This is a genomic window from Streptomyces sp. NPDC005402, assembly GCF_040606575.1.
Lineage (GTDB): Bacteria > Actinomycetota > Actinomycetes > Streptomycetales > Streptomycetaceae > Streptomyces.
In genome coordinates this window covers 389,725-404,083 of the sequence record NZ_JBEXFB010000006.1, presented here as the reverse complement: position 1 = coordinate 404,083, position 14,359 = coordinate 389,725, and the positions used below count along the sequence as shown (strand labels likewise).

The following is a 14,359-nucleotide window of genomic DNA, read 5'->3' as shown; positions in this document are numbered from 1 at the left end:
ACGGTGCCGTCGTAGCGGAACAGACTCATGAGCCCATTCTCGCCTACGCGGAACCGTGGTCGTCGGCGTCCGCGACTACGCCCTCCGCCGGGGTGGCTTCCCGCAGGGCGTCCGGCACCGCGTCCCACTCCCTGCCGCCGCCGTACGGTCTGAGTTGGACGTACGGCCCCTCATGCCCCATCACGACGCCGGACCTCCCGGTACGGGTGTCCACGACGTAAGAACCCACGGGCATTTTCGTCACCGATTCCCTCCCGACTTCGATTCCATCGAAATCCCCCACCTTTCCGAGTTTCACTCTTCCTCTCTCCACAGTGGCGTTCTTTCCCTACACTCGGCAGGAGTCTGTGCACTACAAGTGCAAAGCTGAACAAGGGGGTTGGCCATGGCCAATGGTTCACGGCAGGCGGCGTGGGAGTTCTTCGGAACGGAACTGCGGCGACAGCGGGAGGAGGTCGGGATGACCCAGGCTGAGCTGGGGTCACGGGTCTTCGTCTCCGGCGCGTATATCGGGCAGTTCGAGCAGGCCTTTCGAAAACCGCAGCTGGATATCTCCCAGCGGATCGACGCGGTTCTACAAACCGACGGTATTTTCGAGCGCTTGTGCAGGAAGCTCATCGACGACAAGCGGTATGCGGATTACTTCGCGCCGGTCGTGGAGTTCGAGCGGACGGCCACGAGGATCTGCGAGTTCGCGCCGACGGTCGTGCCGGGCCTGCTGCAAACCGCGGCTTATGCCGGGGCGGTGACGGTCGCGGCGAACCCGTTCGTCACGGACGAGTACGTCGAGGAGAAGGTCGCCGCCCGGCTGGAACGGGCGCAGATCCTCAAGGACGCTACAAGGCCCGAGTACTGGGTGGTCCTGCATGAGAGCGTGCTGCGCATCCCGGTCGGCGGCCCGCAGGCCATGGCCGATCAACTCGACTGCATCGCGCGGCTGATGCGGCACCGCAAGGTGTGGCTGACGGTGGTGCCGTTCGCGGCCGGGGCGTACGCCTCGATCGCCGGGATGCTACAGCTCATGGAGTTCGACGACGCGCCTCCCCTCGCCTATACAGAGACGGCGTTTTCGGGAACGCTCATCGATGATCCGGCCGTGGTGAAACGGGCCCAGCGCACATACGATCTGCTCAGGGTCGCCGCGCTGTCGCCGGAGGCGTCCCTGACCCTGATCGCCTCGGCGGCGGAGGACTTCAGACGATGCGTGAGTACGACCTGAGCAACGCCCGCTGGCGCAAGAGCAGCTACAGCAACGGCGAGGGCGGCAGCTGCGTCGAGGTCACCGACGGAGTCCCCGGTGTCATGCCGGTCCGGGACTCCAAACTCGGCACGGACAGCCCCGTCCTCGCCTTCCCCACCGACATCTGGACCCACTTCCTCGGGCTCCTCAAGTAGTGCCCGACCGGCCGGTACGGGCGGCCCGTCCCGCCGACCTGATCGCACTGCGCTCCCTGCTGGCCGATGCCTGTGAACCGCAGGACATCCCGGCACCGGCACTCCTCACCGAGGCCGTGGACCGCGGCCTCGTGCGCGTGGCCGTTTCCGACGGGGAGTTGGTGGGATGCGTGGCGGCGGAGATGCCGTCCCCGGGGCATGCGCGGCTGACCGTCGTCGCCGTACGCCCGGAGTCGCGCCGGCAGGGTGTGGCCGCACGGCTCCTCGACGAGACGCTGCACGCGCTGCTCCACGAGCCGGACGAGCCGCCGCTGATCTCCGCGATGGCGAGGACGGACCAACCGGCGCTCACGCAACTTCTGTTGGGGTGCGGGTTCATAGGGACACGGGTGATGCGCCTGCCCGGTCTGCCCGTCCACTACCAGTACAAGTCCCGCGTGGAGTACGTCGATCCGGAGGCCCGGCATCTCGTGCCGGTCTCCGCGCGGGAGCAGCTCGCCGAGTCGCTCTCGCCTCCCGACCACGCGGTGACGGCGCTGGTGACGCTCGGCGGTGAACCCGCCTTCGAGATCGCCCGGTTCGAGAGGGACGACCCCGCCGCCCTCCAGTCCGGGGAGGCCGCGGCCGGTATCGCCTTCTCCGGTTCGATCCTCGCCGCCATCACCTTCCTGCTGGGCTTCGCCTTCACCTCGACCCGGTTCCCCGACGACGTACGGCTGCTGCTCATCGGGGCGACCTTCGCCACCGTGCTGTCCCTGATCGTCTACGCGAGCGCGTCCGGCGAGCTCGCCCGCATCCGCTCCAACTCGTTCGGCCGGATCATGAAGTGGGGGAACGTCCTCTCCGAGTACGGCGGTGTCCTCCCGTTCGTGATCTCGCTGCCCGTCACCTACGCGCAGGCCAGTGGCGATCCCTGGACCACGATGGTCCTGGCGGCCGTCCTCAGCGCCGCGATCGGCTGGTACGAGCGCTCGGAGTTCTCCATCGCCCACCGGTTCCGCCGCAGCCGTACCGAACTGGGCCTCAAGCTGTTCACCGCCGCGTCCCCGACGGTCGGGGCGGCGCTGGTGGCGGCGGACGCGACGAGCTGGCCGTGGACCATCGCCCTGATGGCCGCGCTCACGGCGCGGACCTGGCTGTATCTGTTCCGCCGGGGCGCGGAGGCGGACATCGCGGAGCGCCGGCAGTGGCGGATCAGGGCCTAGGACCCACGGCAGCCCGGACCCGGTCCACGACCTCCCGGGCGCAGCCCCAGGACAGGGTCACCCCCGCCCCGCCGTGCCCGTAGTTGTGCACCAGCAGGGTGTCGCCGTGCCGCTCGGCCATGAGCCGGACGCCGGTGCGGACCGGCCTGAGGCCCACCCGCTGCTCGATCACCCGGGCACCGGCGAGCTTCGGCTCCACGGCCGTACAGCGCCGTACGATCTCCCGGGCCGTGTCCTCGTCGGGCCGCAGGTCCCAGCTCCCGGGCTCGGCCGTGCCGCCCAGGACCACCGTGTCGGCGTGCGGGTAGATGTAGGTGAGGTCCTCGGCGCCGGGGGTGTCGTCGCAGAAGAAGTCCTCGATCCCCGGGTTCTCGACCACGACGAGCTGTCCGCGCACCGCGTCCACCGCCGGGTCGTCGACGAGGAACCGGGCTTCCGCGCCCGTGCAGTTGACGATCACCGGGGCCTCCGGGAGGGCCTCGCCGAGGGTGTCGTAGCGGTGGCGGCGGACGGTTGCGCCGGCCCGCTCCAGCCGTCGCAGGAGATGGTCGAGGTAGCGGGGCATGTCGACGAGGGGGGCCCGGTAGCGCCAGCCGGTGACATAGCCGTCCCGGAGGTCGTCGGGCGGGCAGGGGAGCGCGCCGACCACGGTGCCCCAGGACGGCATGTCGCAGGGGATCGTGGATTCGTGCGTGCCCTCCGTCAGCCGGACGCCGGTGTCCGCGGCCGTGCTCAGCGCGGTCAGCTCCGCCAGGGTCCGGCGGCTCCAGCGGTCGACCAGGTCGCGCGGCTCGACCAGGTAGGGATCCCACATCGCGCCCGCTGCCGCCGAGGTCGTGTCGGCGGGGAGCCGGTCGGTGTCCACCCGGACGTCCAGGCCGGCCTCCGCCAGACACACCGCCGTGGTGAGGCCCGAGACCCCGGCACCGATCACCACCACACTGGACGCCACCAGGGCCTCGCCTCCGTCGTCGGGACCTTCGAGACTAACCGGGCCGGCACGCACACCCCCACCGCCACTTCGGCCATTCCCCGAACGGGTGAGGGGGTGGTCCCGAGGAGTCCGAGGGGGTAAACCCCCCTGGTGATCCGGCAGTTGACCGGATGGGGCCGCGCCGGTCGATCCGCGAGGCTCCTGGCATGAAGCAGATGACGAAGAGCCTCGCCCTGATCGCCGCCGCCTCCGGTGCCGTCGTCGGTGTCCTGACCCCGCTGTCCGCCTCCGCCGACTCCGGCGCCCCGGCGCTGAAGTGGACCAAGTGCGCGGGCAGCGGCCTCGATCCGCGCCAGCGATGCGCGACCGTCTCCGTACCCATGGACTACGCCGACCCGGACGGCCCGAAGATCGAGATCGCCGTCTCCCGTATCCGCAGCGAGAATCCGGACGCCCGGCGCGGTGCCCTGCTGCTCATCCCCGGCGGGCCGGGCGGCGACAGCATGAACGACCCCTCGGGGAAGGGGCAGAAGCTGCCGCAGAAGGTGCGGGACGCCTACGACCTGATCGGCTTCGCACCGCGCGGGATGGCGCCCTCCACGGCCGTCGACTGCGGGCTCGAACACCGGGACCTGGCCCGCACGACCCTGCTGCCCTGGCCCGGCCCCGACGGGTCCGTCGACGCGACGATGGCCGCGGGCAAGCGTGTCTCCGAGGCCTGCGCGCGCAACGGCGGCGAGCTGATCCGGCACATCAGCACCCTCAACGAGGCCCGCGACCTCGACCGCGTGCGGGCCGCGCTCGGCGAGCGCAAGGTGTCCGCGTGGGGCGTGTCGTACGGCACCTATGTCGCCGACGCCTACCTCCAGTTGTTCCCGCGGCGCACCGACCGTGTCGTCCTGGACAGCAACGACAACGCGGACCCCGTCCACGCGGAGCGCGCGTGGCTCGCCGCGTTCGAGCGCGGCGCCGAGGACAACTTCCCGGAGTTCGCGAAGTGGGCCTCCGCACCCGGCAATCCTGACCGCCTCGCCGACACGGCCGCCGAGGTGCGCCCGCTCTTCCTGCGTCTCGCGGCCCGCCTCGACCGCGAGCCGATCCCCTGGCCGGGCGCCAACCCCGAGGAGCTGAACGGCAACGTCCTGCGCCAGTCGATGCTCGACTCCTTCTACGACCCGGACGACTACCCGGCCCTCGCCAAGCTGATCCTCGCCGCCCAAAAGGGCACGGTGCCGCCCGCTCCGGCGGGCCCGCCCGAGGCCGTCCTCCAGAACGTCACCGCGGTCGGCGCCGCCACCATCTGCAACGACGCCGACTGGCCGAGCGCCCCGGAGGTGTACCGCGAGGGCGTGGCCAGGAGCCGCGCCGAGTTCCCGCTGACCGGGGGCATGCCGCGGAACGCCATGACGTGCGCCGCCTGGCCGTGGCAGCCGAAGGAGGCGCCGGTGCACGTCAGCGACCGCGGCCCGTCCAACATCCTGATGGTGCAGAACGAACGGGACGTGGCCACCCCGCTCAGCGGTGCGCTCAAGCTCCGCGAGGCGCTCGGCCGGCGTGCCGTCATGGTCACCAACGACTCCACCGGCCATGACGCCTACCTCGACAACGGCACCGCGTGCGGCGACGCGACCGTGTCCCGCTTCCTGGCCACCGGCAAGCGGCCCGCCGAGGACCTCTACTGCGAGTGAGCGCACCTTCCGTACCGGCGGGCCAGCGCGTGGAACGCCTCCTTCGGTTCCCAGTGCCAGTCCGAACGCGGGTCGTCGGGGCGGTCCTTGAACGCCTTGGCGATGCCGTAGCTCGCCATGTCGAGGTCGTGGCGCGGGTCGCCGGGGCGGTGAGGCGCGTCCGCGGTGAGGAACTCGAAGGCCATCGCGGCGTAGAGGCCCATCGACTCGAAGACGTCGAGGAGTCGGGTGAGATAAACGGCCTGGGTGCGCTCGCTGCGGACGACGTTCCCCTTGATCTCCGGCGGGTCCTTGTCGTAGTCGACGATGTCCCAGCCCATCCCGCCCGCCTCGGGGGCGCCGACGAACGTGCAGGTGCCGAACTCGGTGACGGCGACCGGCTTGCCCCAGCGCAGGTACTGCCTCAACTCGCGTACGTAGTCGTGTGGTTGACGGAAGTACGAGTAGTAGTCGATGCCGACCACGTCGAACAGGTTCCAGTCGACCTCGTCGTCCTGGGCCGCGGCATAGCTGAGGCGGCCGTCGAAGACCGAGCGGCCCACCTTGGCCGCCCTGGCGGTGAAGCGGTCCAGTTCGCGCTGCATCCTCACCGGGTCGAAGTTGCCCTTCATGCGGTTCTCGACCCGCTCCAGGACCGTGTCCCCCGGCAGGATCCCCGGCACGAACAGCCAGAACTCGCAGCCCACGCTGAGTTCGACGCTCGCGCCCTGCCGGCGCAGGCGCTCCGCGAACCGGCCGCACTCCGCCAGGTGGTCGAGGATGTCCCGCTGCGGGACGTCGCCGAGGGTCGGCTGGAGCCAGACGTGCAGCCCGCGCTCGGCCACCTCGGCGGCCGTGGCGGTGAGACGTTCGACGCCGTCGCCGGTGACGTCGACGGTGTCGGCGTGCAGGTCGTCGCGGATGGCCCGGATGTCGCCGCGCATCCGGGCGGCGTTCCAGGCGGTGGCGGGGGTCTCGCCCTCGCCGACGGTGTAGACGACGCCGTGGCGCCTGAGTCCGTGGTGCCGCGCGTTCGCTTCCGCCCGGGCCGCCGGCAGCAGCAGAGCGGCCCCGGCCCCCGCGGCTCCGGCCAGGAACTGTGCCCGGTTGATCCCCGTTGTCTTCTCCATGCCGCCACTGTGTCGGCCGCCGGCGGGCCTGTCCGTCCGCCGATGGTCTACGGCGGTGCAACCAAGGGATGAGCCCCGGCGTCGATCATTGAAGAGATCGGTTCTCGTCACCGAGCGAAGGAGAGAAAGATCTTAGGCTCCGGAAAGCTGTCCCGACGCACCCTCCTGGCCGCCGGTACCGCCACCCTCCTGACCAGCACGACCGCGCACGCCGCCGACGACGACGTCACCGCCCGGCTGCGCGCGCTCGAAGAGCGCTACGACGCCCGGCTCGGCGTCTTCGCCCACCACCTCACCACCAGGCGGTCCATCCGCTTCCGCGCCGACGAGCGCTTCCCGATGTGCTCCGTGTTCAAGGCCCTCGCGGCCGCCGCCGTCCTGCGCGACCTGGACCGGCACGGCGAGGTCCTCGGCCGCCGCATCCACTACACCGAGGACGACCTGGTGATGCCGGGCTCGGACCGGACGAAGGCACATCTGGCGGAGGGCATGACGATCGCCGGGCTCGCCGAGGTGGCCATCACCTACAGCGACAACACGGCCGGCAACCTCCTCCTGCGCGAACTCGGCGGCCCCACCGCGATCACCCGCTTCGCCCGCTCCCTCGGGGACCGGGTCACCCGCCTCGACCGCTGGGAGCCCGAGCTCAACACCGCCGAGCCGTGGCGGCTCACGGACACGACGAGCCCGTACGCCGTCGGTCGCACCTACGGCCGGCTGGTCCTCGGCGACGCGCTGAACCGGCGGGACCGGGAGCTGCTCACGCACTGGCTGCTGAACAACACGACCAGCGTCAACCGCTTCCACGCGGGCCTGCCGAAGACATGGGCGATCGCCGACAAGACGGGCAGCGGCTCCTACGGCACCGCCAACGACGTCGGCGTGGTCTGGACCGAGGACGGTGACCCGATCGTCCTGTCGGTGCTGTCGACCATGCCCACGCAGGACGCCGTACGGGACGACGCCCTGATCGCCGACGCGGCCGCGGTGGTCGCCGGCGCCCTGGGCTGAGAGGTCAGAACCGCCGGACGTACCGCCGCTGCCAGGGGGTCTCCACCGCGCGTCGGTCGTAGTGCTCGCGCACGTACCCGACCGCCTCCCGCGGGGGCACGCCGTCCAGAACGGCCAGGCAGGCCAGGGCCGTTCCGGTGCGCCCGCGGCCGCCCCCGCAGGCGATCTCGACCCGTTCGGCGGCCGACCGTTCCCAGGCGTCGATCAGGACACCGCGGGCCTCCTCGTGGTCCGCCGGCAGGCGGAAGTCCGGCCAGCGGACCCACCGGGAGGCCCAGGGGACCTCGGGTGGACCGCCCCCGAGCAGATAGACGCCGTACGCCGGTGTCGGCGCGGCCGGATCCAGCGGATGCCTGAGGCCCCGGCCCCGCACCAGGCGTCCGGACGGCAGCCGCAGCACGCCCGGATCGTGTTCGTCCCACCCCTTCATGAGGCCCATTCGAACCTGTCATCGACGCTCGGGCAACCGAATCCGCCCCCCTCGTGGTCTGGTGGGCGAGGGAGGGTGCCAGATGCAGGCCGAACAAGAGGACCGGTTCCAGGAATTCGTCAGAGCCAGGTGGTCGCACCTAGTGCGGACCGCCTATCTGCTCACCGGCGACGCCCATCACGCCGAGGACCTGACGCAGACGGCGCTGGCGAAGGCGTACCGCTCCTGGCGGCGCGTGTCGGGCAGCGACAACCCGGAGGCGTACGTCCGGCGGATGCTGGTCACCTGCAACAGCGACCGCTTCCGCAAGCGGCGCGTGAAGGAGTCGCTGACCGACGCGCCGCCGGAGCGGGCGGGCCGGGACGAGGCCGTGGCCCGGGTCGACGAACGCGGGGTGCTCATGGCCGCCCTGGCCGGGCTGCCGCCCAGGCAGCGGGCCGTGGTCGTCATGCGCTACTGGGAGGACCTGTCGGAGGCGGAGGCCGCCGAGGTGCTCGGCTGCTCACAGGGCACGGTCAAGAGCCAGGCGTCCAAGGGACTGGCGAAGTTGCGTACGTATCCGGGACTCGCGCAGGTCATGGACCGCGCCCCGCAGGGAGGCACGAGATGAGTCAGGAAGAGGAGCGGGACTTCGAGGAGCAACTGCGGGAGCTGCTCGCCGAGGACGCCTACACGATCCGGCCCTCGCCGGCGCCGTATCCGCGGATCCGCCGCCAGGGCGTGGTCGAGCGGCGCCGCCGGGTGGTGGTGGCCGGGGCGGCCCTGGTGACCCTGGCCGCGGTACCGGTGGGGGCGTTCGCGGTGAGCGGCTCGGGAGCGGGCACGGCGGAGCCCGCCACACCCGCCTCGGTGACCGCCAGCCCCACGACCCTGTCCACCCCCTCCCCCTCCCCCACGCCCAGTGGGCCGGCGGGACCGGCCACGGCGGGGCAGCTCCGGGACGGGATCACGCGGGAGCAGGCCGTGGAGGGGCTGGACGACTGCATCGCCGAACACCGGAAGAACGTCGCCATGGGCGCCCGCGACCTGCACCTGGGCAAGGCCGACGACTACCGGATCATCCTGGCGCTGAAGAGCACCGGGGACCTCAACTCACCCGGTGACGGCACCTTCGTGGTCGCCGTGCAGGAGAAGCCCTCGGAGGTCCGGCTGGTCTGCAACATCAAGGGCGGCGTGGCCTCCGGGCTCAACTACAGCGGCGGCAGCGACCGGCAGCCGGACTCACCGCCCGTGCTGGTCGACACCAACGCCAACAAGCTCTACCAGCAGTCCTTCCTGAACAAGGGCAACTGGAAGCTGCCGTTCAGCTGGGGCTTCATCGGCACGGTCGATCCGACGGTGGCCAAGGTGACCGTCTCCTACGGCGGCTCCACCAGCGAGGCCGTCCTCGACCACGGCTGGTTCGCCGCCGCGGGCACCCTGACCCAGCAGGTCACCAGGAACCCGCACGTCAAGGGCTACGACAAGGGCGGCAAGCTGATCTACGACTCCGACGAGGACAAGACGTACCAGCAGGTGCAGTAGCGAGCCGGCTCGGGAAGGGGGCGCCGTACAGGGGTCGGCGCCCCCTCACCCTTTGCGGGAGGATCAGTGGACGGCCGATCCCGAGGAGCCCCGATGACCCTTCCCGCCCCGCTGACCGGAGTCGTCCCGCCCGTCTGCACGCCGCTGACACCGGACCGCGAGGTGGACGTCCCCTCGCTGCTCAGGCTCGTCGACCATCTGGTCGCGGGCGGGGTGCACGGCCTGTTCGTCCTCGGTACGTCGTCCGAGGCGGCCTTCCTGACCGACGCCCAGCGCAGGCTCGTGGTGGAGACGGTCACCGGGCACGTCGGGGGCCGACTGCCCGTGCTGGCCGGGGTGATCGACATGACGACGGCCCGGGTCCTGGACCATGTGCGGGCCGTCACGGCGGCGGGCGCCGACGCGGTCGTCGTCACGGCGCCCTTCTACACGAGCACCCATCCGCGGGAGATCGCCCGCCACTACCGGCTGGTCGCGGCCGGCAGCCCGGTCCCGGTCATCGCGTACGACCTGCCGAGCGGTGTCCACACCAAGCTTCCCGCGGACGTGGTCCTGGACCTGGCCGCCGAGGGCGTCCTGGCCGGCCTCAAGGACTCCAGCGGCGACCTCGCCGGCTTCCGCACGGTCGTCACCGGCGCCCGCGCCCACCCCGGCATCACCGGCTTCAGCGCCCTGACCGGCTCCGAACTCATCGTCGACGCGGCCCTCGCGGTCGGCGCGGACGGGGCGGTGCCCGGTCTCGCCAACGTCGACCCCGAGGGGTACGTCCGTCTCGACCGGCTGTGCCGCGCGGGCGACCTGGACGCGGCCCGCGCCGAACAGGAGCGGCTGTGCGCCCTGTTCGGCATGGTGAGCGTGGGCGACCCGGCCCGCATGGGCAGGTCGTCGTCGGCCCTGGGCGCGTTCAAGGCGGCCCTGCACCTGCGGGGCGTCATCGACTGCCCGGTGACGGCGGAGCCGCAGGTGCCGTTGTCGGCGGCGGAGGTGGAGCGGGTGGGCGCGTTCCTGTCCGGGGCGGGGCTGCTCTGAGCGCTACACGCTCCCCGGAGTCACCATCCCCGACTCGTAGGCCACGATGACCAGTTGCGCCCGGTCGCGGGCCCCCAGCTTCCCCATGATCCGGCTGACGTGGGTCTTCGCGGTGAGGGGGCTCAGGCCCAGCGCGTTGGCGATCTCGGTGTTGTTGAGGCCTCGCGCGACCAGGGCCAGCACCTCGCGCTCCCGCTCGGAGAGGCACTCGGGTCCGCCGCCCGCCACCGGTACCGAGGGGCTGCGCAGGAACCGCTCGATCAGCCGTGCCGTCGGTCCCGGGGACAGCAGGGCCTCGCCGGCCGCCACCGTGCGGATGGCGTCGAGGAGTTCGGCCGGCCGGGTGTCCTTCACCAGGAAGCCGGAGGCGCCCGCGCGCAGCGCCTCGACGATGTTCTCGTCGGTGTCGTAGGTGGTCAGGACCAGCACCCGCACCCCGGCGAGTTCCTCGTCGGCCGCGATGAGCCGGGTCGCCTCGATGCCGTCGAGGTCGGGCATGCGGATGTCCATCACCACCAGGTCGGGCCGCACTTCACGGGCCGCTCCCACGGCCTCCCGTCCGCTGCCCGCCTCTCCCACGACCTCCATGTCCCGTGCCGACTCGACGAGCATGGCGAACGCGGCCCGCACCAGGGTCTGGTCGTCGGCGAGCAGCACGCGGATGGTCATACGGTTCCCTCCCCCACGGTGAGCGGCAGCGCCGCCGTCACCTCGAACCCGCCGTCCGGACGTGGTCCGGCGTCGAGTGTGCCACCGACGCTGCGGGCCCGCTCCCGCATTCCGACCAGTCCGAAGCCGGGGCTGCCGCCGGGGACGGGCCCGGTGCCGTCGTCGGTCACCGTCACTCTGAGGGCGCCCGGTTCGTCGTACAGCCTGAGGAGTACGGCGGGTTCGGGCCCCGCGTGGCGGACCGCGTTGGTGAGGGCCTCCTGGACGATCCGGTAGGCGGCGGCGCCGACGGCGGGCGGTGGGTCCCTGCGGACGCGCAGGTCCTGCTCGACGCGGGCACCCGCGAGCCGTGCCGCCGCGACGAGGTCGGGCAGGCCGTCGAGGCCGGGTAGTGGGCCGCGGGTGTCCGAGGGGCCGTGTTCGCGCAGTACCTCCAGGGTGGTACGGAGTTCGCCGCGCGCGGTGCGGCAGGTGTCGGCGATGTCGTCGAGGGACTTGGCGACCGCCTCCCGGTCGAGGCGCTCGGGGTCGGCGGCCAGGACGTGTGCGGCGACGGAGGTCTGGACGCCGATGAGGGTGATGCTGTGGGCGAGCAGGTCGTGCAGGTCGCGGGCGATGCGCAGGCGTTCCTCGGCGACCCGGCGGCGGGCCTCCTCCTCGCGGGTGCGTTCGGCGCGGACGGCGCGCTCGACGATGGAGGCGACGTACTGGCGGTAGTAGCGGACGTCGATGCCGCAGAAGAGGACGGCGATGATCCAGCCGGAGGTCTGCAGCAGTTCGAGGGCCCGGTGGGCGTTGACGGTGAGCATCACGGTCAGCGAGACACTCAGCACGACGGCGCCCGTCAGGACCGTCCGCAGGGGGCGGCCGGTGACGGCGACCGTGTAGAGGGCGACGTAGGCGACCAGGGTGGGGGCCGCATGGTTGTTGTCAAGGGCGTGGTACGGCGCGATCAGCGCCACCATCGCGGCCAGCACGAGCAGCGGACGGCGGCGGCGCCACACGATCGGCACGTGGGCGGCGAGCAGCAGCGTCCAGCCGAGGGCGTCCGGGCGGCGGCCGTCGTCGATGAACAGGCCGGCGCAGACGGCCGCCGCCGCCAGCACGACGGCGAGCAGCGCGTCGTTGCGGGTGCCGTGCGGGGCGGTCCGCGGGTCGCGGTTGACCGCCGCCATGATCCGCTCGCCGAGTCGGGGTCCGGTGATCTGCTGCACGGTCTCATCTTCGTGGCGGAGGGCGCCCTTCCGGGAGGGAAGGGCGCCCAGGAGTGACCTCGTCACACGGGTTCCCGCTGCGGCTCGGCCGGTACGGGCGGCTCGGGCGCCCGGGACAGCGGCCCCGGCCACCACACCTTCCGGCGCAGGGCGACGGCCGCGCTGGTGACCAGGTAGGTCCGCACCAGGAAGGTGTCGAGCAGCACGCCGACCGCGATCACGAAGCCCAGCTCGACGAGTTGGACCAGCGGCATGTTGGTGAGCACCGCGAAGGTCGCCGCGAGGACGAGCCCGGCGGAGGCGATGACCCCGCCCGTGGTTCGCAGCGCGGTGAGGGCCGCGTCGACCGGTTCGGCGCCGGCCATGGACTCCTCGCGCATCCGGTGCATCAGGAAGATGCCGTAGTCGACTCCCAGGGCGACCAGGAACACGAAGGACAGCAGTCCGAGTCCGGGATCGGTGCCCTCGAACCCGAACACCGGCCCGAAGACCAGCCCACCGATACCGAGGGCCGCGCCCCACACGGCGACCACGGCGACCACCAGGATCAGCGGTGCGACCAGCGACCTGAGCAGCGCGATCAGGATCAGCAGCACGGAGACGAGGACGATCGGCACGACGATGGACCGGTCCCGGGCGTTGGTGTCCTCCAGGTCGATCTGTTGGGCGCTGGGCCCGCCGACGTACGACCCGTCCAGCTTGTCGCGCAGCGCCTCGATGGTGGCGGTCTCCCCCGCGGACTGCGGGGCGCCCTTCGCCGTGACGGCGATCTCGGTCCAGCCGCCCCCGGTACGCCCCCGCTGGGCGCTGTCGACCCCGTCCGTGTCCCGGATCGCGGCGAGGGTGGCGTCGGCGCGGCCGGCCGGGGTCATGACGCTGATGGGCTGTGTCCCCCGTTCCGGATACGCCTCGGCGAGCGTCCGCATGGCGGCGACGGCGTCGGGCCTGGTGGTGAAGGAGTCCTCCTGCTTGATGCTGCCGGGCAGGTTCAGCGTGCCAAGGGCGAGCGCCCCGAGCAGTACGGCCCCGCCGGCCAGCACGGTGAGCGGCCGCCGCCCTGCGGAGCTGCCCATCGCGGCGAACAGGGACCGGCGGACCTTGGGCGTGCTGCCGTAGCGCGGCACGAGCGGCCAGAAGACCCTGGGCCCCAGCAGCACCAGGACCGCGGGCAACAGCGTCATCATCGCGACGAGCGCGACGAGCACCCCGACCGTCCCCAACGGCCCCATTCCACGGCTGCTGTTGAGGTCGGCGGCGAGCAGACACAGCAGCCCGGCGGCCACGGTCCCGGAGGAGGCGAGCACGGCGGGCCCGCAGCCCTTCAGCGCGGCCGCCATGGCGTCGTACGGCCGCTCGGTGCGCCGTAGCTCCTCCCGGTACCGGGAGACGAGCAGCAGCGCGTAGTCGGTGCCCGCGCCGAACACGAGGATCGTCATGATGCCGCCGCTCTGACCGGTGACGGAGGTGCCGAACCCCTGGTTGAGCCCGTAGGCGACGGCTCGTGCGAGGAACTCCGACATGCCGGCGACCCCGAGCGGCACCAGCCACAGCAGCGGGCTGCGGTAGATGACGATCAGCAGCAGGGCGACAACCCCGGCGGTGGTGTAGAGCAGCGGCCCGCCGAGCGAGTCGTAGACCTCGCCGGCGTCGGTGGCCAGGGCCCCCTCCCCACCGACCTCGACGCCGAGCCCGTCCCCGCCCTTGGCGATGTCCCGCACGTCGTTGACGAGCAGATCGCGGGCCTTCTCGTCCGTGCCCGGCTCGGTGCTGGCAACGGGATACATCACGGTGGTCCCGTCCTTGGACGGAATCCCCCGCGGCTCGGCGGTGAGCGTGTGCGTGTCCGCGATCCGCCCGATCTGCTCGGCGGCGGTCGCCTTGTCGGCCGCGGTCAGCCCACCCTCCCGGTGGTAGACGACGACCATCTGCGTGGCCCCGCCCCCGGGCAGCTCCTCCTGCATCTTCGCGACCTGTGTCGAGTCGGCGCCGGCCGGCAGATAGTCCACGGCCCGGTCCCGCTGCACATCGGCGAGCTTCGCCGCGAACGGCGACACAGCCGCCAGCACGACGATCCACAACCCCAGCACCAGCCAGGGCACGGCACGCCGTCGCCGTGCGCTCATCTTTGCGGCCCCCATCGACGGGCCTCCC

The 14,359-nt window shown here is 71.9% G+C and carries 15 protein-coding genes; 8 read left to right on the top strand and 7 right to left on the bottom strand.

What is annotated here, in order from left to right; translation table 11 throughout:
- Window positions 1–43: 43 nt before the first annotated feature.
- The gene (locus ABZT02_RS14750; RefSeq protein WP_356018010.1) at window positions 44–235 is read right to left on the bottom strand and encodes a hypothetical protein; all 192 of its coding nucleotides are present in this window, start codon (window positions 233–235) and stop codon (window positions 44–46) included.
- Window positions 236–385: 150 nt separating this feature from the next.
- On the opposite strand from ABZT02_RS14750, the gene ABZT02_RS14745 reads away from it, so the two are divergent.
- Genes ABZT02_RS14745 through ABZT02_RS14735 form a run of 3 tightly spaced genes read left to right on the top strand, consistent with a single transcriptional unit; the run spans window position 386 to window position 2,600 of the window.
- Window positions 386–1,219, top strand: coding sequence for a helix-turn-helix transcriptional regulator (locus tag ABZT02_RS14745; protein WP_356017810.1), 834 nt, complete (start codon window positions 386–388; stop codon window positions 1,217–1,219).
- Entirely contained in the window at window positions 1,201–1,395 is a 195-nt protein-coding gene (locus ABZT02_RS14740) for a DUF397 domain-containing protein (RefSeq protein WP_356017808.1), read from the top strand. The genes ABZT02_RS14745 and ABZT02_RS14740 overlap by 19 nt, the downstream gene beginning before the upstream one ends.
- Window positions 1,395–2,600, top strand: coding sequence for a GNAT family N-acetyltransferase (locus tag ABZT02_RS14735; protein WP_356017806.1), 1,206 nt, complete (start codon window positions 1,395–1,397; stop codon window positions 2,598–2,600). Before ABZT02_RS14740 ends, ABZT02_RS14735 begins: the two co-directional genes overlap by 1 nt.
- On the opposite strand, the gene ABZT02_RS14730 is transcribed toward ABZT02_RS14735, so the two are convergent.
- Complete coding sequence (locus ABZT02_RS14730; protein WP_356017803.1) at window positions 2,590–3,552, bottom strand: FAD-dependent oxidoreductase; 963 nt, start codon at window positions 3,550–3,552, stop codon at window positions 2,590–2,592. The two genes, ABZT02_RS14735 and ABZT02_RS14730, sit on opposite strands and share 11 nt — an antisense overlap.
- Before the next feature lie 188 nt (window positions 3,553–3,740).
- Here ABZT02_RS14730 and ABZT02_RS14725 point away from each other — a divergent pair, with 188 nt between their 5' ends.
- On the top strand, window positions 3,741–5,222 hold the full coding sequence (locus ABZT02_RS14725) for an alpha/beta hydrolase (protein WP_356017801.1): 1,482 nt from the start codon (window positions 3,741–3,743) through the stop codon (window positions 5,220–5,222).
- On the opposite strand, the gene ABZT02_RS14720 is transcribed toward ABZT02_RS14725, so the two are convergent.
- Window positions 5,210–6,331 carry an abortive phage infection protein gene (locus ABZT02_RS14720; protein WP_356017799.1) on the bottom strand — a complete coding sequence of 374 codons (1,122 nt, stop codon included), beginning with the start codon at window positions 6,329–6,331 and terminating at the stop codon, window positions 5,210–5,212. The genes ABZT02_RS14725 and ABZT02_RS14720 overlap by 13 nt on opposite strands.
- A 96-nt stretch (window positions 6,332–6,427) precedes the next feature.
- Between ABZT02_RS14720 and bla the strand changes: the two genes are divergently transcribed.
- Window positions 6,428–7,342 carry a class A beta-lactamase gene (gene bla, locus ABZT02_RS14715; RefSeq protein ID WP_356018007.1) on the top strand — a complete coding sequence of 305 codons (915 nt, stop codon included), beginning with the start codon at window positions 6,428–6,430 and terminating at the stop codon, window positions 7,340–7,342.
- Window positions 7,343–7,346: 4 nt separating this feature from the next.
- On the opposite strand, the gene ABZT02_RS14710 is transcribed toward bla, so the two are convergent.
- Complete coding sequence (locus tag ABZT02_RS14710; RefSeq protein ID WP_356017796.1) at window positions 7,347–7,781, bottom strand: protein phosphatase; 435 nt, start codon at window positions 7,779–7,781, stop codon at window positions 7,347–7,349.
- A gap of 73 nt (window positions 7,782–7,854) precedes the next feature.
- Between ABZT02_RS14710 and ABZT02_RS14705 the strand changes: the two genes are divergently transcribed.
- The 3 genes from ABZT02_RS14705 to ABZT02_RS14695 all read left to right on the top strand — a co-directional run bounded on the left by ABZT02_RS14705 (window position 7,855) and on the right by ABZT02_RS14695 (window position 10,325).
- Window positions 7,855–8,382 carry a SigE family RNA polymerase sigma factor gene (locus ABZT02_RS14705; protein ID WP_356017794.1) on the top strand — a complete coding sequence of 176 codons (528 nt, stop codon included), beginning with the start codon at window positions 7,855–7,857 and terminating at the stop codon, window positions 8,380–8,382.
- Entirely contained in the window at window positions 8,379–9,296 is a 918-nt protein-coding gene (locus tag ABZT02_RS14700) for a hypothetical protein (RefSeq protein WP_356017792.1), read from the top strand. The genes ABZT02_RS14705 and ABZT02_RS14700 overlap by 4 nt, the downstream gene beginning before the upstream one ends.
- A 93-nt stretch (window positions 9,297–9,389) precedes the next feature.
- Window positions 9,390–10,325, top strand: a complete 936-nt coding sequence (locus ABZT02_RS14695; RefSeq protein WP_356017790.1) for a dihydrodipicolinate synthase family protein — start codon at window positions 9,390–9,392, stop codon at window positions 10,323–10,325.
- 3 nt (window positions 10,326–10,328) lie between these two features.
- On the opposite strand, the gene ABZT02_RS14690 is transcribed toward ABZT02_RS14695, so the two are convergent.
- The 3 genes from ABZT02_RS14690 to ABZT02_RS14680 form a co-directional block, all read right to left on the bottom strand.
- Entirely contained in the window at window positions 10,329–10,994 is a 666-nt protein-coding gene (locus ABZT02_RS14690) for a response regulator transcription factor (protein ID WP_356017788.1), read from the bottom strand.
- Complete coding sequence (locus ABZT02_RS14685) at window positions 10,991–12,169, bottom strand: histidine kinase (protein WP_356018005.1); 1,179 nt, start codon at window positions 12,167–12,169, stop codon at window positions 10,991–10,993. The genes ABZT02_RS14690 and ABZT02_RS14685 overlap by 4 nt, the downstream gene beginning before the upstream one ends.
- Window positions 12,170–12,270: 101 nt before the next feature.
- Window positions 12,271–14,346, bottom strand: coding sequence for an MMPL family transporter (locus ABZT02_RS14680; RefSeq protein WP_356017785.1), 2,076 nt, complete (start codon window positions 14,344–14,346; stop codon window positions 12,271–12,273).
- Window positions 14,347–14,359 lie beyond the last annotated feature (13 nt).

What these genes read in the sequence shown, in the direction of transcription:
- ABZT02_RS14750 (WP_356018010.1), bottom strand. Translation starts at nt 235, where the DNA reads ATGCCCGTGGGTTCTTACGTCGTGGACACCCGTACCGGGAGGTCCGGC.
- ABZT02_RS14740 (WP_356017808.1), top strand. Translation starts at nt 1,201, where the DNA reads ATGCGTGAGTACGACCTGAGCAACGCCCGCTGGCGCAAGAGCAGCTAC.
- ABZT02_RS14745 (WP_356017810.1), top strand. Translation starts at nt 386, where the DNA reads ATGGCCAATGGTTCACGGCAGGCGGCGTGGGAGTTCTTCGGAACGGAA.
- ABZT02_RS14690 (WP_356017788.1), bottom strand. Translation starts at nt 10,994, where the DNA reads ATGACCATCCGCGTGCTGCTCGCCGACGACCAGACCCTGGTGCGGGCC.
- ABZT02_RS14695 (WP_356017790.1), top strand. Translation starts at nt 9,390, where the DNA reads ATGACCCTTCCCGCCCCGCTGACCGGAGTCGTCCCGCCCGTCTGCACG.
- ABZT02_RS14725 (WP_356017801.1), top strand. Translation starts at nt 3,741, where the DNA reads ATGAAGCAGATGACGAAGAGCCTCGCCCTGATCGCCGCCGCCTCCGGT.
- ABZT02_RS14685 (WP_356018005.1), bottom strand. Translation starts at nt 12,169, where the DNA reads ATGGCGGCGGTCAACCGCGACCCGCGGACCGCCCCGCACGGCACCCGC.
- ABZT02_RS14700 (WP_356017792.1), top strand. Translation starts at nt 8,379, where the DNA reads ATGAGTCAGGAAGAGGAGCGGGACTTCGAGGAGCAACTGCGGGAGCTG.
- ABZT02_RS14720 (WP_356017799.1), bottom strand. Translation starts at nt 6,331, where the DNA reads ATGGAGAAGACAACGGGGATCAACCGGGCACAGTTCCTGGCCGGAGCC.
- ABZT02_RS14680 (WP_356017785.1), bottom strand. Translation starts at nt 14,346, where the DNA reads ATGGGGGCCGCAAAGATGAGCGCACGGCGACGGCGTGCCGTGCCCTGG.
- ABZT02_RS14705 (WP_356017794.1), top strand. Translation starts at nt 7,855, where the DNA reads ATGCAGGCCGAACAAGAGGACCGGTTCCAGGAATTCGTCAGAGCCAGG.
- ABZT02_RS14710 (WP_356017796.1), bottom strand. Translation starts at nt 7,781, where the DNA reads ATGGGCCTCATGAAGGGGTGGGACGAACACGATCCGGGCGTGCTGCGG.